Origin of the sequence: Pseudoalteromonas sp. SG43-4 (assembly GCF_014164325.1) — a bacterium.
Lineage (GTDB): Bacteria > Pseudomonadota > Gammaproteobacteria > Enterobacterales > Alteromonadaceae > Pseudoalteromonas > Pseudoalteromonas distincta.
On the sequence record NZ_JACJFB010000016.1, the window covers coordinates 15,008 to 35,020 of the forward strand.

Annotated in this window: 22 protein-coding genes; 18 read left to right on the forward strand and 4 right to left on the reverse strand. The window is 39.1% G+C overall.

Annotated features, from left to right (window positions below):
• The first annotated feature begins 300 nt into the window (after positions 1-300).
• From coxB to H5160_RS15040, 4 genes are read left to right on the forward strand one after another with little or no spacing between them, the layout of a single operon-like run.
• The gene (coxB, locus tag H5160_RS15025) at positions 301-1,443 is read left to right on the forward strand and encodes a cytochrome c oxidase subunit II (RefSeq protein ID WP_182693453.1); all 1,143 of its coding nucleotides are present in this window, start codon (positions 301-303) and stop codon (positions 1,441-1,443) included.
• Positions 1,443-3,035: a cytochrome c oxidase subunit I gene (gene ctaD / locus H5160_RS15030; RefSeq protein WP_002959615.1), complete on the forward strand. Its 1,593-nt coding sequence runs from the start codon at positions 1,443-1,445 to the stop codon at positions 3,033-3,035. Before coxB ends, ctaD begins: the two co-directional genes overlap by 1 nt.
• A complete protein-coding gene (locus tag H5160_RS15035) occupies positions 3,035-3,565 on the forward strand; it encodes a cytochrome c oxidase assembly protein (RefSeq protein ID WP_182693454.1) in 531 nt (176 codons plus the stop codon). The genes ctaD and H5160_RS15035 overlap by 1 nt, the downstream gene beginning before the upstream one ends.
• 35 nt (positions 3,566-3,600) lie before the next feature.
• Positions 3,601-4,476, forward strand: a complete 876-nt coding sequence (locus tag H5160_RS15040) for a cytochrome c oxidase subunit 3 (protein ID WP_002959610.1) — start codon at positions 3,601-3,603, stop codon at positions 4,474-4,476.
• Here the strand turns inward: H5160_RS15040 and H5160_RS20590 are convergent.
• Positions 4,379-4,687: a DUF2909 family protein gene (locus H5160_RS20590; RefSeq protein WP_076915320.1), complete on the reverse strand. Its 309-nt coding sequence runs from the start codon at positions 4,685-4,687 to the stop codon at positions 4,379-4,381. The genes H5160_RS15040 and H5160_RS20590 overlap by 98 nt on opposite strands.
• Positions 4,688-4,701: 14 nt before the next feature.
• Between H5160_RS20590 and H5160_RS15050 the strand changes: the two genes are divergently transcribed.
• The 13 genes from H5160_RS15050 to H5160_RS15110 all read left to right on the forward strand — a co-directional run bounded on the left by H5160_RS15050 (position 4,702) and on the right by H5160_RS15110 (position 16,786).
• Complete coding sequence (locus tag H5160_RS15050) at positions 4,702-5,442, forward strand: SURF1 family protein (RefSeq protein WP_182720115.1); 741 nt, start codon at positions 4,702-4,704, stop codon at positions 5,440-5,442.
• Complete coding sequence (locus tag H5160_RS15055) at positions 5,432-5,926, forward strand: hypothetical protein (RefSeq protein WP_024595087.1); 495 nt, start codon at positions 5,432-5,434, stop codon at positions 5,924-5,926. Before H5160_RS15050 ends, H5160_RS15055 begins: the two co-directional genes overlap by 11 nt.
• A gap of 28 nt (positions 5,927-5,954) precedes the next feature.
• Positions 5,955-6,944 carry a heme A synthase gene (locus H5160_RS15060; RefSeq protein WP_024595086.1) on the forward strand — a complete coding sequence of 330 codons (990 nt, stop codon included), beginning with the start codon at positions 5,955-5,957 and terminating at the stop codon, positions 6,942-6,944.
• A 12-nt stretch (positions 6,945-6,956) separates the two neighbouring features.
• On the forward strand, positions 6,957-7,886 hold the full coding sequence (gene cyoE, locus H5160_RS15065; protein ID WP_138489788.1) for a heme o synthase: 930 nt from the start codon (positions 6,957-6,959) through the stop codon (positions 7,884-7,886).
• The gene (locus H5160_RS15070; RefSeq protein WP_182720113.1) at positions 7,883-8,500 is read left to right on the forward strand and encodes an SCO family protein; all 618 of its coding nucleotides are present in this window, start codon (positions 7,883-7,885) and stop codon (positions 8,498-8,500) included. Before cyoE ends, H5160_RS15070 begins: the two co-directional genes overlap by 4 nt.
• Before the next feature lie 151 nt (positions 8,501-8,651).
• Entirely contained in the window at positions 8,652-8,924 is a 273-nt protein-coding gene (locus H5160_RS15075; RefSeq protein WP_002959595.1) for an STAS domain-containing protein, read from the forward strand.
• 8 nt (positions 8,925-8,932) lie between these two features.
• Entirely contained in the window at positions 8,933-9,295 is a 363-nt protein-coding gene (locus tag H5160_RS15080) for a response regulator (protein ID WP_002959593.1), read from the forward strand.
• 10 nt (positions 9,296-9,305) lie between these two features.
• On the forward strand, positions 9,306-11,396 hold the full coding sequence (locus H5160_RS15085; RefSeq protein WP_182737880.1) for a chemotaxis protein CheA: 2,091 nt from the start codon (positions 9,306-9,308) through the stop codon (positions 11,394-11,396).
• Positions 11,393-11,878, forward strand: coding sequence for a chemotaxis protein CheW (locus H5160_RS15090; protein WP_002959588.1), 486 nt, complete (start codon positions 11,393-11,395; stop codon positions 11,876-11,878). The genes H5160_RS15085 and H5160_RS15090 overlap by 4 nt, the downstream gene beginning before the upstream one ends.
• Before the next feature lie 45 nt (positions 11,879-11,923).
• Entirely contained in the window at positions 11,924-14,230 is a 2,307-nt protein-coding gene (locus H5160_RS15095) for a methyl-accepting chemotaxis protein (RefSeq protein ID WP_182695874.1), read from the forward strand.
• 84 nt (positions 14,231-14,314) lie between these two features.
• Complete coding sequence (locus H5160_RS15100; RefSeq protein WP_033020851.1) at positions 14,315-15,139, forward strand: protein-glutamate O-methyltransferase CheR; 825 nt, start codon at positions 14,315-14,317, stop codon at positions 15,137-15,139.
• Positions 15,129-15,746, forward strand: coding sequence for a chemoreceptor glutamine deamidase CheD (gene cheD, locus H5160_RS15105; RefSeq protein WP_039489124.1), 618 nt, complete (start codon positions 15,129-15,131; stop codon positions 15,744-15,746). The genes H5160_RS15100 and cheD overlap by 11 nt, the downstream gene beginning before the upstream one ends.
• 8 nt (positions 15,747-15,754) lie before the next feature.
• Positions 15,755-16,786, forward strand: a complete 1,032-nt coding sequence (locus H5160_RS15110; RefSeq protein WP_182737881.1) for a chemotaxis response regulator protein-glutamate methylesterase — start codon at positions 15,755-15,757, stop codon at positions 16,784-16,786.
• Here the strand turns inward: H5160_RS15110 and H5160_RS15115 are convergent.
• Entirely contained in the window at positions 16,776-17,813 is a 1,038-nt protein-coding gene (locus tag H5160_RS15115; RefSeq protein WP_182737883.1) for a polysaccharide deacetylase family protein, read from the reverse strand. The genes H5160_RS15110 and H5160_RS15115 overlap by 11 nt on opposite strands.
• Between H5160_RS15115 and dinF the strand changes: the two genes are divergently transcribed.
• Positions 17,793-19,127, forward strand: coding sequence for an MATE family efflux transporter DinF (gene dinF / locus H5160_RS15120; protein WP_182737885.1), 1,335 nt, complete (start codon positions 17,793-17,795; stop codon positions 19,125-19,127). The two genes, H5160_RS15115 and dinF, sit on opposite strands and share 21 nt — an antisense overlap.
• Positions 19,128-19,136: 9 nt before the next feature.
• Here dinF and H5160_RS15125 read toward each other — a convergent pair whose 3' ends face one another.
• Both H5160_RS15125 and nfuA read right to left on the reverse strand, forming a co-directional pair.
• The gene (locus H5160_RS15125; RefSeq protein WP_002959572.1) at positions 19,137-19,406 is read right to left on the reverse strand and encodes a hypothetical protein; all 270 of its coding nucleotides are present in this window, start codon (positions 19,404-19,406) and stop codon (positions 19,137-19,139) included.
• 9 nt (positions 19,407-19,415) lie between these two features.
• Positions 19,416-19,991: a Fe-S biogenesis protein NfuA gene (gene nfuA / locus H5160_RS15130; protein ID WP_002959571.1), complete on the reverse strand. Its 576-nt coding sequence runs from the start codon at positions 19,989-19,991 to the stop codon at positions 19,416-19,418.
• Positions 19,992-20,013: the final 22 nt, after the last annotated feature.

Here is a 20,013-nt window from a genome sequence, read left to right on the forward strand (position 1 = left end):
TTGAACTTCCTGTTGCCCAGTTGATTACCGATTTTTATTAATTATTCAATATCACCTGATTGTTTTTTATACTAAAACTTGCTTGTTGTTCGTTTTTTAGCTAATTGTTAATGTGCTGAGCTAATAATAACTCACAGCTTTTTAGTTTTGAGAACACACAATATACACAAACTCGTTGTTGGCGCAGCAAAACCAATCAATATTAAATAAGATTGGCTAAAAAAATAAAAATAACGAATTGGCGTTTAAGCCGTATGCCTCTTCGCTTTGCATTCGCAATAGCATCAAAGGAGCCGTCACATGGGTAAACTGACCTCTACCTTGTGGCTTATATTATGTGTTTTTTCGCACCCAGTTTTGGCTAACAGCCAATACAATATGCGCAAAGGCGTAACCGATATAAGCAATAATGTATATCAGCTGCACATGACCATATTTATAATATGTTGTGTGATTGGGGTGATAGTGTTCGCAATTATGTTTTGGGCACTTATTCATCACCGTAAATCTAAAGGGGCTGTACCTGCCCAATTTCACGAAAGCACTAAAGTAGAAATACTTTGGACTGCAATTCCGTTTGTTATTTTAATTGCTATGGCAGTACCAGCCACTAAAACCCTAATTGCAATGGAAGATGCCAGCAAAGCTGATCTCACTATTAAAATTACGGGTTCGCAATGGAAATGGCATTATGAATATATGGGCGAAGATGTAGAGTTCTACTCTATTTTATCTACCCCGCAAGATGAAATCGCGAATCTTGCAGATAAAAATCCTAACTACTTACTTGAGGTTGATAAGCCTCTTGTACTGCCAATAAATCAAAAAGTACGATTTTTAATGACTTCTGACGATGTTATTCACTCTTGGTGGGTACCTGATTTTGCAGTTAAAAAAGATGCGAACCCCGGCTTTATAAACGAAACATGGACGAACATAAACGAAGAAGGTACTTACCGAGGCCAATGTGCTGAGTTGTGTGGTAAAGACCATGGCTTTATGCCCGTTGTGGTGGTCGCTAAATCTGAGGCTGATTTTAAAACATGGCTTACAGATGCAAAGCAGGCTAAACAAAAAGCAGCATTAGCAGATGCCGCATTACTTGATAAAACCCTCCCAAAAGAAGAATTAATGACTTTAGGCGAACAAGTATATATGGCTAATTGTGCTGCATGTCATCAACCTACTGGCATGGGGTTACCGGGCGTATTTCCTGCACTTAAAGGCAGCCCGATAGTGCTTGGCGATATAAAAGATCACATTGATGTAGTTATCCATGGACGACCCGGTACGGCAATGCAAGCTTTTGCCAAGCAGTTATCTATAAAGCAATTAGCTGCGGTTATTACTTATAAACGTAATGCGTGGGGTAATGATACGGGTGATGTTATTCAACCGAGTCAAATACAGACGGCACTTGATGCCAAAGTGGAGGCGAACTAATGAGTAGCATAGTAGAACAACCTAACGCCAATGAAGCTCATCATGCTCATCACCCAGCTAAAGGTTTTAAACGCTGGCTTTACACAACTAATCATAAAGATATAGGTAGTTTATATTTAATTTTTTCGCTGACCATGTTCTTAATTGGTGGCGCAATGGCCATGGTGATCAGAGCTGAATTATTTCAACCAGGTTTGCAGTTGGTCGACCCTCACTTTTTTAATCAAATGACCACAGTGCATGGTTTAATTATGGTGTTTGGTGCGGTTATGCCCGCCTTTACAGGCCTTGCTAACTGGATGATACCACTCATGATTGGCGCGCCAGATATGGCATTGCCAAGAATGAATAACTGGAGCTTTTGGATTTTACCGTTTGCGTTTCTAATCCTATTGGCATCGTTATTTATGCCTGGTGGGGGGCCTGCATTTGGTTGGACTTTTTATGCACCACTGTCCACAACATACAGTAATGATAATACTGCATTGTTTGTATTTGCCGTACATATTATGGGAATTAGCTCAATAATGGGCGCAATCAATGTGATTGTAACCATAGTGAACTTACGTGCCCCAGGCATGACATGGATGAAGTTGCCCTTATTTGTATGGACGTGGTTAATTACTGCCTTTTTATTAATAGCCGTAATGCCAGTGCTTGCAGGGGCTGTCACTATGGTACTTACCGATAAGTATTTTGCGACCAGCTTTTTTGATGCCGCAGGCGGTGGCGACCCGGTGATGTTCCAACACATTTTTTGGTTTTTTGGTCACCCCGAAGTATACATTATGATTCTTCCTGCCTTTGGCATTATATCTACAATAGTACCTACCTTTTCTCGTAAAAAACTTTTTGGCTATGCCTCAATGGTATACGCCACATCCTCCATAGCACTATTGAGCTTTATTGTATGGGCTCATCATATGTTTACCACTGGGATGCCGGTCGCTGGCGAGTTGTTTTTTATGTACGCGACCATGCTTATATCGGTACCTACAGGAGTAAAAGTATTTAATTGGGTTGCCACAATGTGGAAAGGCTCAATAACTTTTGAAGTGCCAATGCTTTTTAGTATTGCGTTTATTGTGCTGTTTACCTTGGGTGGTTTTTCGGGATTGATGCTGGCAATTACACCTGCTGATTTTCAATATCACGATACTTATTTTGTAGTAGCGCATTTTCATTATGTATTAGTAACAGGGGCTGTATTTTCGATAATGGCAGGGGCTTATTACTGGCTGCCTAAGTGGACGGGCAATATGTTTAATATCACGTTAGCTAAATGGCATTTTTGGCTATCGCTGGTGAGCGTGAACGTACTGTTTTTTCCTATGCATTTTGTAGGGCTTGCTGGTATGCCGCGTCGAATTCCCGATTACGCTCTTCAATTTGCCGACTTTAACGCAATCATAAGTATTGGTGGGTTTGCCTTTGGTTTATCGCAATTGTTGTTTGTAGCTGTGGTAATTAAATGCGCGCGTGGCGGTGATAAAGTGCCTGCAAAAGTATGGGAAGGGGCAGAAGGCCTTGAGTGGGAAGTTGACTCTCCAGCGCCATATCATACTTTTTCTACGCCGCCGGTTATTAAGTAATGACACATGCACCGCTACTCAAACGTTTGGTACTTATTTGCATAGGCATGTTTGCCTTTGCCTTTGCTTTAGTACCTTTGTATGACGTGTTTTGTGATGTAACAGGGCTTAATGGAAAGCCTTCGCTTGAGCAAGCAGAGCAAAGTACACAAATAGTACAAAACCGAGAAGTTGGCGTTAGCTTTACTACTCACGCACAAAGTGGTGCACCGTTTAAAGTTAAATCAAAAGAATACAGTGTAGTGGTAAAACCCGGTGCAATGCGTGAAGTAATGTTTAGTGCTAAAAATAACAGCAATCTAGATAAAGTAATGCAGGCTGTACCATCAGTCTCGCCAGGTAAAGCGGCAAAGTATTTACATAAAATAGCTTGTTTTTGCTTTGATCAGCAACCTCTAAAAGCAGGGGAAGAGCTTGAATTTAAATTACTTTTTTATGTTGATACCGCATTGCCAAGCGACATTGAAGAATTAACTTTATCTTATACCGTATTTGATATTAGTGAACAGCTGGTGGCAAGTAATAACTAGCTTTTTAAACTAGTGTGAAACTAGGAGTAAATAAAATGAATCAAGAATATGAGCATTATTACGTACCTGAGCAAAGCCCGTGGCCTATTGTAGGTGCAGTTGCATTGTTTTTTATTGCAGTAGGGGCAGGCTTGACTGTTATGAGTGTAGGTAAAGAAGGTGGTAGCGGGGTTTATCTGCTTTATGCCGGTATTGCTGTGCTTGTGTATATGTTGTTTAGCTGGTTTAAAAATGTAATTAGTGAGTCAGACCAAGGTTTGTACTCAGCACAAATGGATCGCTCTTTTAGACAAGGTATGAGCTGGTTTATTTTTTCTGAAGTTATGTTTTTTATGGCCTTTTTTGGTGCGCTTTTTTATGCACGGGTATTGTCGGTACCTTGGCTTGGAGGTGCAGGCAATAATGCAATGACTAACGAGGTTTTATGGCCAACTTTTGAAGCTGTTTGGCCGCTAGTTTCAACACCTGCTGGCGAAACTACTCAGGCTATGGGCTGGCAAGGCTTACCACTTATAAATACCTTAATACTGCTTACTTCCTCAGTTACTTTACATTTTGCCCACGTAGCGATGGAAAACAATAAACGTACTCCACTTAAGGTTTTTTTAGGCGCTACTATTTTACTGGGTGTTTGCTTTTTAGGGCTGCAAGTTGAGGAGTACATGCATGCATATAATGACCTTAATCTAACGCTAGATGCGGGTATTTACGGTAATACGTTCTTTTTATTGACTGGTTTTCATGGCATGCATGTAACGCTAGGAACCGTACTTTTATTTGTAATATTTTTACGGATATTAAAAGGGCACTTTACTAAAGATAAGCACTTTGCTTTTCAAGCAGCTGCTTGGTATTGGCACTTTGTTGATGTGGTGTGGCTGTGTTTGTTTGTATTTGTATATGTGCTGTAGCGTTTATTGGCGAATTATTTGCTTTAATAAAACCAAGTTTAAGCGCTGCAATAACGACAACTAAAACAACGACCGAAAACAATACGCGACGACCTAAAAAGTGAGACATTGGTCGTCCCCCTGTTTTCCCTGACACCATAATAAACAATGCTCTAAATAAGTTAAAAAGTATAAATATTAACAACAGTACGATAATAATTTTAATAATCACTGAGTTGACCCTTTATGCAGTTAGTTTTATGGCACAAACAAAAGCTTAGCTCACTAATCACACTTTGTATGGTTGTGGTTGTTGTACTTGTGTGTGTGCGATTGGGGTTTTGGCAGTTGGAGCGAGGTGAGCAAAAGCAGCAACAACTAACCGCCATTGCTAAGCAACAGACTCGTGGTGTGATGAGCTGGTCTCAATTACTTAACTTGCCTGATAGCTGGAACAAAACTGGTGTATTGGTTGAGTTAAAAGGGCGGTTTGTACAAAACCAATATTGGCTTTTAGATAATCAAGTTTATAACGGACAAGTAGGGTACGACCTACTTGCTTTACTAAAGCCAGACACCGAAGAAAAAGTGATTTTAGTTAATTTAGGATGGGTAAAAGCGCCTATATCTAGAGATGCACTGCCAAAGGTTACTCTGCCTACAGGTGTTTTTATTCTTAAAGCGCAAATAAAAGAAAATAACTTAAGTAGCTTTACGCTTGAAGATAAAACGACAAATAACGACTTACCTACAAGAATCCAATCTATCGACTTGAATATGCTGAGCACTCAAAGCCAGCAATCATTAATTAATTTTATGGCTTACAGACAAGGTACTGGTGATGAGATTGCAACACCTCATTATGAGGCCGTTGTTATGAGCCCTCAAAAGCATAATGCCTACGCTTTGCAATGGTTTTTAATTGCTGTTGCATGTGCTGTTGTGGCTATTTTTGCGAGTAAAAAAAGGACACATAATGAAAAATAATCCCCTTTTGTTGTTTGTGGGTTGCTGCGCTATCCCATTAATTTTGGCATATGGCGCATTAAAGTTTGATTGGTTGCCTACTGCAATTACTAATAATGGCGAGTTTTTAAGCCAAGAAATAAAACTTAAAAATTGGCCGCAAAATAATCCCAAACAATGGACTATCGCACTTAATTATTCAAACGAATGTAACACCCCATGCAGCGAACAGCTCAATGCACTTAATAACTTATATGTGGCACTTGGTAAAAACCAAGGCAAGGTTGATATGGCTGTAATGGGAAGCCCCGACAATAAAAATCTACCATGGAAAATTATTACCGAACAACAGAGTTTAAACCCTGCAAGTTTATATTTAATTGATCATATGGGGTTAGTGGTACTTGAATATCCCTTTAAGGTCGAGCCACAAGAAAACCGTTTAGTACAAAAAGGGTTATTAAAAGATCTAAAAAAATTACTTAACTATTCTCGTTCTAGCTAATTAAGTTGAGCTTAAGTTGGAGTATCTGATGTATAAAAATTATAAAAACTTAGTATTAATAACAGGATTACTCGCTTTGATTGTAGTTGCTTTAGGTGCGTACACCCGCTTAAGTGATGCAGGATTAGGGTGCCCCGATTGGCCTGGTTGTTATGGCTTTTTAACGGTACCTAAGCATGAGGCTGACATAGCCTTAGCAGCTCAAAGCTACCCCGATATGATGTTCGAAACCGCAAAAGCGTGGAAAGAAATGATTCATCGCTACTTTGCAGGTGCTTTAGGTTTACTTATTTTAGGTTTATTTGTGTTGGCTTTTTTAAAGCGCCAATATCCAACTACGCCAGTTAAATTGCCTTTGGCTTTACTTCTACTAGTGGTGTTTCAGGCTGCCCTTGGTATGTGGACAGTAACCATGAACCTTCAGCCGCTTATTGTAATGGGCCACTTATTAGGTGGCTTTAGTATTTTGTCACTTATAACGCTTTTATATTTACGGCTAACCGCAAAACCTATTATGGGTGGCGATAGCGGCGCAAAACGCTATTTTGGTTTAAGTTTAGTTGCGCTCAGTGTATTGATTATCCAAATTGCACTTGGTGGTTGGCTGGCTGCAAATTACGCCGCTCCTCATTGTAGTGGTTTGCCATTGTGTAATTACGCACAACCGTTTTCATTGAGTAGCGTATTTCAATTACCACTTGAGCACAGTAATTATGAATTTGGTGTGTTATCGCAGCAAGCGCGTATGTCTATTCATTTATTACACCGCATTTGGGCACTGGTTACTTGCATCGTTCTGGCGCTAATTATGTGGAAAATATACAGCCAAGCGTACTCTAAAAAAATTAAAAATTGCGTGGTGAGCGTATTGCTTACCCTGCTTTGCCAAATTAGCTTAGGGCTTATTTTAGTACATTGGCATATTCCGTTGGGAGTTGCACTGGCGCATAACTTGATGGCTGCCATACTATTATTAAGCATGGTTAGGTTGTGTTATTACCTAAAATCACGCACATAAAGGGGAAATATAATGGCACTTATAATTGATAAAAAAATACTGCTACCCGTTAATACTCAATCGCTAATTTCGCGTACTCATAATTTGCTGCAAGACTACTTAGCAATTAGTAAATTTAAAGTGGTAGCCATGCTGGTACTAACAGCTTGGGTTGGTTTAGCGCTGGCTCCTGATGTAGGGCGCGGTATGGCTGTACAGTTTATTAGCTTGTTAGGTATAGGGCTACTTTCTGCTGCTGCAGCGGTTATTAATCATGTGGTTGATAGTGAGATAGACTCAAAAATGGCAAGGACTCGTCATCGTCCTGTGGCTAAAGGGCGTTTAAGTAAAACACATGCGCTTAGTTTTGCAGCTGTTATTGGGGTTGCGGGTTTTATTATGCTAATGGTGTGGGCTAATACCTTAACCGCTATATTAACGTTATTTGCATTGGTAGGTTATGCATTTGTTTATACATCATTTTTAAAGCGTGCTACACCGCAAAATATTGTTATAGGTGGGTTGGCTGGCGCAATGCCTCCATTATTAGGTTGGGTGTCAGAAACAAACCAAATGGCAGCAGCCCCTTGGTTACTTGTAATGATAATATTTACCTGGACTCCGCCACACTTTTGGGCGCTGGCTATAGCGCGAAAAAGTGATTATGAACGCGCTAAAATTCCTATGTTACCAGTAACCCATGGAATCGACTTTTGTAAAACGTGCGTCGTTGCCTACTCCGTTTTACTCGCTGTAGTTTGCGTATTACCTTATTTAATTGGTATGTCTGGATTAATATATTTAATAGGTGCGTGTGTATTAAATGCAGTGTTTATATATAAAGCCGTCAAATTAAAAATTGCTGGAAATGATGAGACTGCAATGGACTTATTTCGTTTTTCGATTATTCATTTAATGGTACTCTTTGTAATCTTATTTATAGATAAATGGCTCCCTTTATGAAGCAGTTATGGCTTGGATTAATTGTTGTTTTTGTTTTGTTTTTATCAGCATGTTCAAATGAAAATAGTCCACCAGATGTAGATGCATTAGTTTACGAAAATGCAAAGCCATTGTCTGATTTTACGTTAAACGATCAGCGCGGCGAATTAGTGACTAAGCAACAATTTGTAGGACAGTGGAATTTAGTATTTTTAGGCTACACAAGCTGTCCAGATATTTGCCCATTAACACTTGCTAAGTTAAATGCTGTTTATAAAAATTTACAAGCAGATTATCCGCTGCAAGTTTGGTTTTTATCGGTTGATCCAAAACGCGATACGCCAGCTAAACGAAAGCAATACATAGATTACTTTAACCCTGACTTTTTAGCTGTATCAGGGGAACATAAACACCTTTTTCCTGTTGTTAGAGAGCTTGGTTTAATTTACGCCATTAGCGATAGTAGTGAATCAGAATATGCTGTTGATCATAGTGCCTCGGTCGCTATGGTTGATCAAAATGGAGCCGTTAGAGCTATTTTTAAACCAGAATTTAAACAAGGTAGTGTGCCATTAATTAATGCGACTACTTTAACTGAAGAGTTTAAAAAAATAGCTGATTACTACAAAAACTAGTTTTTACTTTTTACTAATTTGAAAGGAGCTTTAGGCTCCTTTTTTTGTTTTTTAACGACGATTTAAATTTAATTAAGCATTTTATGGCAATTTTAATAACTAGGGCTAAGCTTTTGTTATGAATTGAATTGACAGGGAATGCACCTACTAAATGCTAAAACTTCCAAGCGAACTTGCTATTACGCAAGTTGAAACACTACATCAAGATTTACTGCACGAACTCAATAGCAACGATGATATCTGTCTTGATATTAACGATGTGATTTCTGCTGATACTGCCTCAATTCAACTTTTATGCGCCTTACAAAAACACCTACTTACCATACAGCACAAAATCATTTGGGTAGGCAGTAGCGAGGCCTTAACACATACAATCAATAAACTTGGCTTAAGCCAATACTTAACAACCGAAAGTAAAAGTTAGGGGTATATATGAAAAGAATTTTAGCGGTTGATGACTCAGCATCGATGCGTCAAATGGTGAGCTTTACATTAAAAACCGCAGGGTTTGATGTAACCGAAGCTAAAGATGGCAGTGAAGCTCTCGCTATTGCCAAGCAGCAAGACTTTGATGCCGTGATCTCAGATGTAAACATGCCAATAATGGATGGAATTACATTAATACGAGAGCTGCGTACTTTGCCTAGTTATAAATTTACACCATTACTGATGCTTACAACTGAGTCGGGTTTAGAAAAAAAAGTAGAAGGTAAAGCTGCTGGGGCAACAGGCTGGATTGTTAAACCATTTAATCCCGATCAGCTACTAGCGGTAATTAAAAAAGTTATTCGCTAAGGAGCGCAGTGTGAGTATAGATTTAAGTCAATTTTTTGAAGTTTTCTTTGAAGAGAGTTTTGAAGGCCTAGATACCATGGAGGCTGAGCTATTAAACTTAGTGCCAGGTGAGGAAGATTTAGAAACTATCAACACTATTTTTAGAGCTGCTCACTCAATAAAAGGAGGCAGTGGGACATTTGGTTTTAGCTCCGTTGCTGACTTTACTCATGTACTTGAAACATTACTAGATCAAATTCGCCAAGGTGAACGAGAGCTTAGTACCGAGCATGTTAATTTATTACTCAAAGCTGTGGATTGCTTACGCGCTTTACTTGCTGCACTTCAAGGTGAACAAGAGCCAGATTTAACCGAAGCAGATTTGTTAAAAGTACAATTTGAACATGTACTTGGAATGAAAAACGAAACACAAGAAAATAAACCTCAAAGCTTTGGCGAGCAAACAAGTAGTAATACCTATCAAATAGACTTTAAACCTCATCATCATTTATTTAAAACAGGAAACGAGCCACTGTATATGATCAGTGAGCTTGAAGAGCTAGGTGAGTTAGAAACCACAGTATTTTACGATGAAGTTCCAGAAATCACCGATTTAAGTAGTGATGAATGTTTTTTACATTGGCGCTTTTTTTTAAGCACTAGCCATGATGAAAAAGCCATAAAAGAAGTGTTTGAATGGGTTGAAGACGATGCCGATATAAAAGTTGAATTATGTGGCGGCTTATTTGGCAATGATGAGCCAATACAACCTAATCAAGATGAGATACCTAAAGCTGTTGAGCTTGAAGAACCCGATTCAATAAAAGTAGCTGAGTTACCAAGTAAGCCACAGCAACCCGTTGCTAATAAAGATAAAAAACCTACAAGTGCACCAGAATCTACCTCTATACGTGTTGGCATTGATAAAGTTGATTCGTTAATAAATATGGTAGGTGAACTTGTTATTACACAAGCCATGCTAAATCAACTCAGCGAACAAGAAATCACACCAGCCACAATCACTTTACTACAAGAAGGCTTAGCACAACTTGCACATAATACGCGTGATTTACAAGAAAATGTGATGCGTATTCGTATGCTCCCAATTAATTTTGTATTTAGTCGTTTTCCTCGATTAGTGCGAGATATAGCGCAAAAGCTAAATAAGCAGGTTGAGCTAAAGCTGATTGGAGAGCAAACCGAGCTTGATAAAACAGTAATGGAAAAAATATCTGACCCTATGGTGCATTTAGTAAGAAACTCACTTGATCATGGGTTAGAGACTGTTGAGCAAAGACTGGCGGCAGGTAAAGATCCCGTTGGCACAGTAACCTTAAATGCATTTCATCAGGGTGGAAACATCGTTATTGAAATAATGGATGATGGGCAAGGGTTAAATACAAAAAAAATAAAAGAAAAAGCCATCGCTAACGAATTAATCTCAGCTGATAACCATCTCAGTGACGATGAAATAAATGAGCTTATTTTTATGCCCGGCTTTTCGACAATGGATGAGGTAAGTGACTTATCTGGTCGTGGAGTTGGGATGGATGTTGTTAAGCGAAATATCCAATCATTAAATGGCTCAGTGGAAGTAACCTCAGCGCCCGGTGTTGGTTCTACGTTTACTATTAGATTACCCCTTACTCTCGCTATTTTAGATGGGCAATTAGTTAAGGTGGCTCAGCATACTTATATTATTCCGCTCATTTCTATTGTGGAGTCACTGCAAATTGATATTGCAAAAGTGAGTCGAGTGGGTAAAAGCCTTGATGTATTGAGGCTTCGAGACGAATACATTCCTATATTAAGACTCTACGATATTTTTAATCATAAAAATGCTATTGAATCACTCGATAAAACGCTGCTTGTTGTTGTAGAAACAGATAACCAAAAGGTGGGTTTATTAGTTGATGATTTACTGTCTCAACAGCAGGTTGTTATTAAAAGTTTAGAGGCAAACTACCATAAAGTGGATGGCGTATCGGGTGCTACCATTTTAGGAGATGGGCGTGTATCGCTGATTGTGGACATTAGCGGCTTAATAAAGCTCTCAGGCTTAAAAAAGCCAGGTAGCCAAGAACTAACTATTGAAACGCAAGCCACTTTGGAGGCGTTATGAGCTCAGATCAAAGCCAGTTAAGTAACCAATTAAATCTTCAGCAACAGCAAGGTGTAAAACAGTTTTTAACTTTTATTATGGCTGATGAAGAATATGGCGTTGATATTTTAACAGTACAAGAAATTCGCAGTTGGGAAGAAATTACAGTACTGCCCAATGCACCTGAATTTGTAAAAGGCGTTATTAATTTACGCGGAACAATAGTGCCAATTATTGATTTACGGTTGCGCTTTGGATTACCAAGTGTCGACTATGGACCATTAACGGTGGTTATCGTTGTCAAAATAGAATTTGAACTAGGTAGTAAAATTATAGGTGTTGCTGTTGATGCCGTCTCTGATGTTTACAGTATTGCGGAGCAAGATGCGAAAGCGGTTCCTAGTTTGTCTGAATCGAGTAATTGTGAATATGTAGCTGGGTTGGTGAATGTTGGTGAAAAAATGGTAGCGCTAATTGACCTGCAAAAAACAATGAATATTTAGCAAATAGAAACTAAATGAATAATAAACTTAAAGGTGGTGATGAGCATGGGATGGTTTAGTAATCCAAAGCAGTCAAAATCAAGTAATGATTTAATTGTAGACGCATTGAATAAATCATTAGCGGTGATTGAATTTGAACCTAACGGAAAAATAATTACTGCAAATATGAATTTTCTAAACGCGATGGGCTATCGTCTTGAGGAGGTTCAAGGTCAGCATCACTCGATGTTTGTTGACCCAGATGAAGCTCAGGGCAACGATTATAAAAACTTTTGGCAACGCCTGCGTAATGGCGAGTTTATCTCAGATGAGTTTAAGCGTAATGCTAAAGGTGGAACTGAGGTATGGATCCAAGCAACTTATAACCCAATTGTTGATGAGCAAGGGCAAGTATTAAAAGTAGTTAAGTTTGCCACCGACGTGACTGAGCAAAAGTTAATAACAGCAGAAGCTTCAGGGCAAATTAGTGCTATAAGTAAATCTCAAGCGGTTATCGAATTTAATTTAGATGGCACTATTATTGATGCCAATGCTAACTTTTTAAATGCGCTTGGCTATCAACTTAGCGAGATTAAAGGCCAGCACCATAGGCTTTTTATTGATCCCGAACATGCAAATAGTATCGAATATAAAGAATTTTGGGCCAAACTAGGTCGCGGTGAATTTGATTCAGGGGAATATTTAAGAATAGGAAAGCAGGGTCAGGAGGTTTGGATTCAAGCATCTTATAATCCAATTTATGATATGAACGGCAAGCCGTTTAAAGTGATTAAATATGCATCTGATATAACTGAACAAAAAGAGCTTGAAAAGGCATCTCGCAAAGCAGCCGATTTAGCAAATGCGCTTAAAGTTTGCCAAGCAAACGTAATGATTGCTGATGAAAACCTTAAAATAGTATTTGTGAACGACCGTGTTCAGCAAATGCTAAAAGTCCGCGAAAAAGAATTACAAACCGTATTGCCAAGCTTTTCTGTTGATAATTTAATTGGCACCTGTGTTGATGATTTTCATAAGCACCCTAATCATCAACGTGATTTATTAAAAAACCTAGATAAGCCCTATAAAGCCGAGCTACTGTTAGCAGGTGTCACTTTTACCTTGATTGCTTCACCTTGGATCAGTCAAGACGGAAAGCATTTAGGCACCATTGTTGAGTGGGAAGATAGAACCAATGAAGTTGCGCTTGAAAAAGAAATCGCTGAGCTTATTGGTGCTGCAGGTAATGGCGAATTAGATACAAGAGTTGCAGAAGACGGGAAGGAAGGGTTCTTTTTACGTTTGGCTCAAGGATTAAATAGCTTAGTTAAAATAGTTGATGATGCCGTTGCCGACACTGGCAATATGCTCGATGCGATGGCAAGTGGTGATTTATCAAAACGTATTGAAAAAGAATACAAAGGTTCATTTGATAAACTTAAACGCGACGCAAATGCTACGGCAGATAAATTAACAGAAGTGATTAATCGCATAAATTCATCGGCAACGTTAGTAGCCAGTGGTGCAGAAGAAATTTCTCAAGGTAATGCTGATTTAAGCCAACGTACAGAAGAGCAAGCCTCGTCACTTGAAGAAACAGCTTCAAGTATGGAGGAAATGACCAGTACCGTTCGTCAAAATGCTGATAACGCAAAAGTAGCAAACGACTTGGCAGAAGAAACCTGTGAAAAAGCGATTCAAGGTGGTGAAGTTGTTAATAGAGCAGTTACGAGCATGTCGGCAATTAATGAGTCGAGCAAAAAAATTGCAGATATTATCGGTGTAATAGACGAAATCGCGTTTCAAACGAATTTATTAGCGCTTAATGCCGCTGTAGAGGCAGCAAGAGCGGGTGAGCAAGGTCGAGGCTTTGCGGTTGTTGCAGGTGAGGTTCGTAATTTAGCGCAGCGCTCTGCGGGCGCAGCGAAAGAAATTAAAGAGTTAATACGAGATAGTGTAGGCAAAGTAGCTGATGGTTCTCAATTAGTTAATGAGTCGGGCGCTACACTTAAAGAGATTGTTGTGTCGGTGCAAAGAGTGACGCAAATGATTTCTGATATTACGGAGGCATCTGAAGAACAAAGTGCGGGTATTGAGCAAGTTAACAAAGCTATTTCTCAAATGGACGAAATGACGCAACAAAATGCCGCTCTAGTAGAGCAAGCCTCTGCTGCTGGTGAGTCTATGGCTGAGCAAGCTAATGAGATGCGCCGATTACTTAACTTTTTCTCAGTAGATCAGCAAGAGATGACAATGATGTCATCAACTATGCGAACTCCTGAACTATCTCATAAGCCGCAAAGCCGTTTTGTGAGTAATAAGCCAAGGGGCGATAACTTTGTAGACTCAGCTGATGAGTGGGAAGAGTTTTAATATTTAGCCTTTTTATGCCTCGTCTAATAAAATAGTTACAGCGAGGCACTACTTGTTAGCATTAGGTTTAATTGGGAGCGGACAATGAAAGAGTTTTTGTGTACCGACCGCGACTTTAAGGAAATTGCCAGTTTAGTTTACAGCGCATGTGGAATTGTATTAGGGGATCATAAGCGAGAGATGGTTTATTCACGCTTAGCAAGACGTATTAGGGAGCGTAAATTAACTGATTTTAAAGCTTACTTAGAGTATCTGAATAGTCATAAAGATCAGGAGTTTGATGCCTTTATTAATGCAATAACAACGAACTTAACGTCTTTTTTTCGTGAAATACATCACTTTGAATTTATAAAATCTGAGCTTGTACCTGCTCTTTTAAAGGCAAATAAAAACAGTAAGCGAGTAAGAATCTGGTCTGCAGGTTGCTCCACAGGGGAAGAGCCTTACAGTTTGGCGATGACTTTAAATAACGCATTTCCGAGCAATTGGGATGTAAAAATACTAGCAACCGATTTAGATTCTAATGTATTGGCAAAAGCACAAAAAGGTATTTACACCGCAGCGAATGTTAATGGCTTAGATGACGTGCAACTTAAGCGTTGGTTTTTAAAAAGCAAAGACGGTGAAAATTATAAAGTTAGAGATAAACTAAAAGAGTCTATTTCTTTCAAGCGTTTAAACTTATTACAAGACTGGCCAATGAAAGGATCATTTGATCTTATTTTATGTCGTAATGTTGTTATTTACTTTGATAAAGAAACAAAAGATCAGCTTTTTAAGCGTTACGCCAATATATTAAATGAACAAGGTTATTTGTTTTTAGGTCACTCAGAAAGTATGGGTAAAGAGCATTCGCAATTCAAAAACTTAGGGAAAACTATGTACCAAAAGGGACAAAATGCACGCTGAGTTCAGGCCGGTATTACCTAACTTTGAACATATTAAACGATATTGGGATTCGGGCCGAGGTAGCGTTGTTGCTAAAGTACTTCCGGGTGAGTTTTATGTTTCTAAAAATAATGAACTGATCTCTACAGTTCTGGGTTCGTGTATTGCGGCTTGTGTATACGATGAAGTACTTGGTATTGGCGGGATGAATCACTTTATGTTACCAATTCAAAAGGGAGTAGAACTTAAAAATGCGCATAGTTTAAGTTGTCGGTACGGTAATTGGGCTATGGAGTATCTTATAAACGAAGTTTTAAAAAATGGCGCGTCTCGGTGTAACCTAAAAGTAAAACTTTTTGGCGGGGGGAAAATTATTAGTGCGATGACTGATATAGGGCTGGGTAATATTAGTTTTGCAGCAGCGTATATTAAAGAAGAGGCATTAAATCTAGTTGCCCATGATATGGGGGGCCCGTGGCCGCGAAAAATATTTTTTCATCCGAACACCGGTAAAGTTCACATGAAAAAACTTAAAAACCTACATAATAATACGATTGAAAAACGCGAAGTCCGTTACTTACAAAACCTTAAAAAGCAAGAAGTAGTAACCGATATAGAGCTGTTTTAGGAGTATGCATGATTAAAGTATTAATAATTGACGACTCCCCTTTAATTAGGCGTTTGCTCACTGAAATATTACAACAAGCTAAAGACATTACAGTAGTGGGGAGTGCTGAGGATCCCTACGAAGCTCGCGAAATGATAAAAAAACTCAGTCCTGATGTATTAACGCTCGACGTAGAAATGCCAAAAATGGATGGTATTAGTTTTTTAAAAAACTTAATGCGATTAAGACCAATGCCAGTAGTGATGATTTCAACACTGACACAAAAAGGCTCTCCTATCACACTAGAAGCGCTCGAATTAGGGGCTGTTGATTTTATAGCTAAGCCTACTAATAACGTAAGAGAGCAATTGAGCCAATATGCATCACTTGTCCAACAAAAGGTGCGAATAGCTGCTGGAGCAAGAGTAAGAAGCTATAAAAAAACGGTCGTCACAAATGAGCCTATTAATACTCATTCTCAGTTTTTACTTAATAAAGTAATAGCGATAGGTGCTTCAACGGGGGGGACTGAGGCTATAAAAGAAGTGCTTATTAAAATGCCACAAAATTGCCCGCCAATTGTAATTACTCAGCATATTCCTCCTGTGTTTAGCGCTTCATTTGCTGAGCGAATGAATCGTACATGCACGATAAATGTGAAAGAAGCTGAACATGGCGATAAGCTTAGCGCAGGCTGGGCTTATATAGCACCGGGTGGGGTTCATTTAAGTATTAAAAAACGAGGTGTTAGCTTGTATTGCCAGCTTGATGATGGCGAGCCGGTGAACAGACATAAACCTGCGGTAGATGTGTTGTTTAACTCATTAGTTGAAACTGGGGCTAAAAACGTAGTTGCAGCCATACTAACAGGAATGGGGAGTGATGGCGCAAAAGGTTTACTTGCACTAAAACAAAACGGAGCACATACCTTGGCTCAAGATGAGTATTCGTCTGTGGTATGGGGTATGCCTAAAGCAGCTGCTGAGCTAAATGCAGCTGACGAGATAGTTGCGCTGGATAAAATAACCCAGCGGCTTTTACATCAGGCCGTTAAGGTTTAGGCGCTTCAATTACCCAAGGCTGCGAAAACCAAAAGTAATCACCAGGGCTTGAAATAGAAGGGGCCGTGCAATTAAAACGAGAACGCCCTTTATTAAGCACCTTTGGTGAGGTGATTTCGACAGTATTTTTAGTTATCCATTTTAAATCTGCTTGGCCTACGCTTGATACATAACAGGCAAATTGGCTCTTATGAAAATCACCCATCTTAAATTCCATTGTGAGCGTGGGTGGATTTTGCTGTGTAACGCTATCTTGATAAGTTAAATTGGTGATATTAAACGCGCGTGAGTTAAGCTTAGTAATAAGGGTTTCTAGCTTGCTGTAAAAGCCTGATGCAGGAAAACGCGGCAAGCGGCTAAAATTAGAATCTTTATTTACAGCGCCTGAGTGCTGGCCAATACCTACAAAGCCAAGCTCTGTCACGAGTGCTTGCAGCTCGTTATTAAACTCACCATACGGGTATGCTAAGTATTTATAGTTGTGGCCTATTTCTTCTTTTATGCGCTTTTGAGAGTTAAGAATATCTTGCTTAATACGTGATTGCCATTGTGCATCGGTTTCGTTTTCAAGCTTAAGGTGTAAGTAATCATGTTGTCCGCTATGATTGGCTATTAATGCCCCTTTTTTAGATAATTCTTTGAGCTTATCCCACCCCATTACGTAACTCATACCTTCGTCTATTAATTTAGGATTTACAAAGATAGTGTACGGGTAGCCAAACTTTTCTAAAATAGGTGCGGCTTGTTCATAGTTATTGTTATAACCATCATCAAAGGTGATGGCGAGTGTTTTATCAGGTAAAGTTTCACCTTGTTGAAGCGCGCTAACTAACTCATTAAGAGGAATAACGTTAAAGTTGTGCTCTTTTAAATAGCTTAAATGCTCCGTAAATGTATTTGCGCTAACGCTCGTGACAGCGGGTAGGGTTTCACTAACATGATGATACTGTAAAATAACGGCTGCTTGAGCCCGCACAGATATACTAATGAGGATAAATAACACTAAATGAAACAATTTCTTATACATAATAAGGCACACCATAAAAGCTTGCTGTTGTTAGCGGGTCCGATGATACTATCAAATATCACAGTGCCGTTGTTAGGAATTGTTGATACTGCTGTAATTGGGCACTTAGGAAGCGCTCATTACTTAGCTGGAATTGCCCTTGGCTCTGCAGTTATATCTATTTTATTTTGGCTTGCTGGTTTTTTAAGAATGAGCACCACGGGACTCGTGGCACAAGCATACGGAAAAAACGATTTAACCCAACTTGCCGCCTTACTTAAACGAAGCCTATTGCTTGCAAGCGCAGTGGCCGTGCTATTAATTGTGTTATCCCCATTAATAAAGCACGCTATAGCTTACCTCTCCGCAGCTAATAGCGACGTACTTAACCAAGCTTATCAGTATTTTAGCATTCGTATTTTTAGTGCTCCAGCAGCATTATGTAATTTAGTGTTACTGGGTTGGATGCTTGGTGTGCATTATGGTCGAGGTCCATTTTATTTATTACTCGTCACTAATATCGTTAATATAGTGCTCGATATTTATTTTGTTGTTTATTTAGATTGGGCAGTTGCAGGCGCTGCATGGGCGTCACTTATTGCTGACTATACAGCACTAGTATTTGCACTGTTTTTAGTGGCTAAACTAGCTAAAAAACAAGACATTGATCTAAATGTACCGAATTGGTTGAGTATTAGCAAAATGGCTGAATTATTGAGTTTGAATAGAGATATATTTATTCGCTCTTTAATACTGCAATTATGCTTTAGTTTTATGACATTTTACGCGGCGCGTATAGGCGAAACTACATTAGCTGCTAATGCTGTCTTACTTAATTTTTTAATGTTGGTGAGCTTTGCTCTTGATGGCGTTGCTTACGCCTCTGAGGCAAAAGTAGGGCAAGCGAAAGGCCAAGGAAGTGTTAAAAACATAGAGCTGTGGGTTAAAATAAGCGTATTTTGGGGTATGCTTTTTGGTGTGTTATATAGCCTATTTTTTGCATTATTTGGCAACACCATAATCAAGCTTTTAACCAATGTGCCAGAGGTTATTCAAGAGGCAACGCATTATTTACCATGGATAGTAGTATTACCAATTTTGGCCATGAGTTGCTTTTTGTTTGATGGTGTTTTTGTAGGGCTTACGCGAGCAAAGAACATGCGTAACAGTATGATGCTTTCAGCTGGAGTTGGCTTTTTTGGTGTGTTTTGGGTGTTTATAGACTTGCAAAATAACGGGTTATGGCTGGCTATGAGCTGTTTTATGTTAATGCGCGGGGTTACATTAATAATTAAATATCACCACTTAAAAATAAATAATCAGCTATTAGATTAAATAAATGGTTTATTTCCAGAGATCGGGGTCGTGGTGTTTAGGGCCCATATCTTTTAAAACTTGTGAAAAACGATTAGCAAAAATACCGCAGTAGCCCCAACCAGCAAAAAATAATGCGGGGAGTAAAATTATAACGCCAATTATTTGTAAGCTGTAGTGGGTGTAATACCCAATAGATATGAATATCACGGCTAGCACAAACAGTGCTAAGCCGCGAAAAAAGCGCTTTAAGCTCAGCTTAGGATTGCTCCCTAAGCGATAGATAAGCTGCTTTAGCATTTACAAGGCCTAATAGTAAGAGTGATCGCCCGCTTCGTGCTCTGTTATATCAGCAACACCGGTGATTTCTTCAAACTTAGCTATCATTTCTTTTTCAATGCCTTCTTTTAGTGTTACATCGATCATAGAACAACCGTTACAACCACCACCAAACTGAAGTATAGCTATACCTGCAGCTGTAATCTCAACAAGGCTTACTTGACCACCGTGGTTAGCAAGTTGTGGATTTACTTCGGTTTCTAGCATGTGCTGTACACGTTCGTTTAACGATGCATCGTCACCTATTTTACGCGCCTTTGCATTTGGTGCTTTTAGCGTTAACTGAGTACCCATTTTGTCGGTAACAAAATCGATTTCAGCTTCTTCTAAAAATGGAGCACTTTCTGCATCTACAACGGCATCAAAACCGTTAAAGTTTAGGCGAATATCGCTCGCTTCTACAGCGTCTTCTGGACAATAAGACACACCACATTCCGCTTGTGATGAACCAGGGTTTACAACAAACACACGAATATTGGTTTGTTGTGATTGATCTGCTAATAGTTTAGCAAAATGCGCTTGCGCTGTTTCGGAAATAGAAATCATAAAACCATCTATACTTGACTAA

Bases quoted from the DNA above. Each gene is read 5' to 3' on its own strand.
- H5160_RS15055 (WP_024595087.1), top strand. From the start codon at position 5,432: ATGAAAAATAATCCCCTTTTGTTGTTTGTGGGTTGCTGCGCTATCCCA.
- H5160_RS15080 (WP_002959593.1), top strand. From the start codon at position 8,933: ATGAAAAGAATTTTAGCGGTTGATGACTCAGCATCGATGCGTCAAATG.
- H5160_RS15090 (WP_002959588.1), top strand. From the start codon at position 11,393: ATGAGCTCAGATCAAAGCCAGTTAAGTAACCAATTAAATCTTCAGCAA.
- cyoE (WP_138489788.1), top strand. From the start codon at position 6,957: ATGGCACTTATAATTGATAAAAAAATACTGCTACCCGTTAATACTCAA.
- ctaD (WP_002959615.1), top strand. From the start codon at position 1,443: ATGAGTAGCATAGTAGAACAACCTAACGCCAATGAAGCTCATCATGCT.
- dinF (WP_182737885.1), top strand. From the start codon at position 17,793: ATGAAACAATTTCTTATACATAATAAGGCACACCATAAAAGCTTGCTG.
- H5160_RS15075 (WP_002959595.1), top strand. From the start codon at position 8,652: ATGCTAAAACTTCCAAGCGAACTTGCTATTACGCAAGTTGAAACACTA.
- H5160_RS15125 (WP_002959572.1), bottom strand. From the start codon at position 19,406: ATGCTAAAGCAGCTTATCTATCGCTTAGGGAGCAATCCTAAGCTGAGC.
- H5160_RS15050 (WP_182720115.1), top strand. From the start codon at position 4,702: ATGCAGTTAGTTTTATGGCACAAACAAAAGCTTAGCTCACTAATCACA.
- cheD (WP_039489124.1), top strand. From the start codon at position 15,129: ATGCACGCTGAGTTCAGGCCGGTATTACCTAACTTTGAACATATTAAA.
- H5160_RS15040 (WP_002959610.1), top strand. From the start codon at position 3,601: ATGAATCAAGAATATGAGCATTATTACGTACCTGAGCAAAGCCCGTGG.
- H5160_RS15035 (WP_182693454.1), top strand. From the start codon at position 3,035: ATGACACATGCACCGCTACTCAAACGTTTGGTACTTATTTGCATAGGC.
- H5160_RS15110 (WP_182737881.1), top strand. From the start codon at position 15,755: ATGATTAAAGTATTAATAATTGACGACTCCCCTTTAATTAGGCGTTTG.
- coxB (WP_182693453.1), top strand. From the start codon at position 301: ATGGGTAAACTGACCTCTACCTTGTGGCTTATATTATGTGTTTTTTCG.
- H5160_RS15060 (WP_024595086.1), top strand. From the start codon at position 5,955: ATGTATAAAAATTATAAAAACTTAGTATTAATAACAGGATTACTCGCT.
- nfuA (WP_002959571.1), bottom strand. From the start codon at position 19,991: ATGATTTCTATTTCCGAAACAGCGCAAGCGCATTTTGCTAAACTATTA.
- H5160_RS15115 (WP_182737883.1), bottom strand. From the start codon at position 17,813: ATGTATAAGAAATTGTTTCATTTAGTGTTATTTATCCTCATTAGTATA.
- H5160_RS15100 (WP_033020851.1), top strand. From the start codon at position 14,315: ATGAAAGAGTTTTTGTGTACCGACCGCGACTTTAAGGAAATTGCCAGT.
- H5160_RS15095 (WP_182695874.1), top strand. From the start codon at position 11,924: ATGGGATGGTTTAGTAATCCAAAGCAGTCAAAATCAAGTAATGATTTA.
- H5160_RS15070 (WP_182720113.1), top strand. From the start codon at position 7,883: ATGAAGCAGTTATGGCTTGGATTAATTGTTGTTTTTGTTTTGTTTTTA.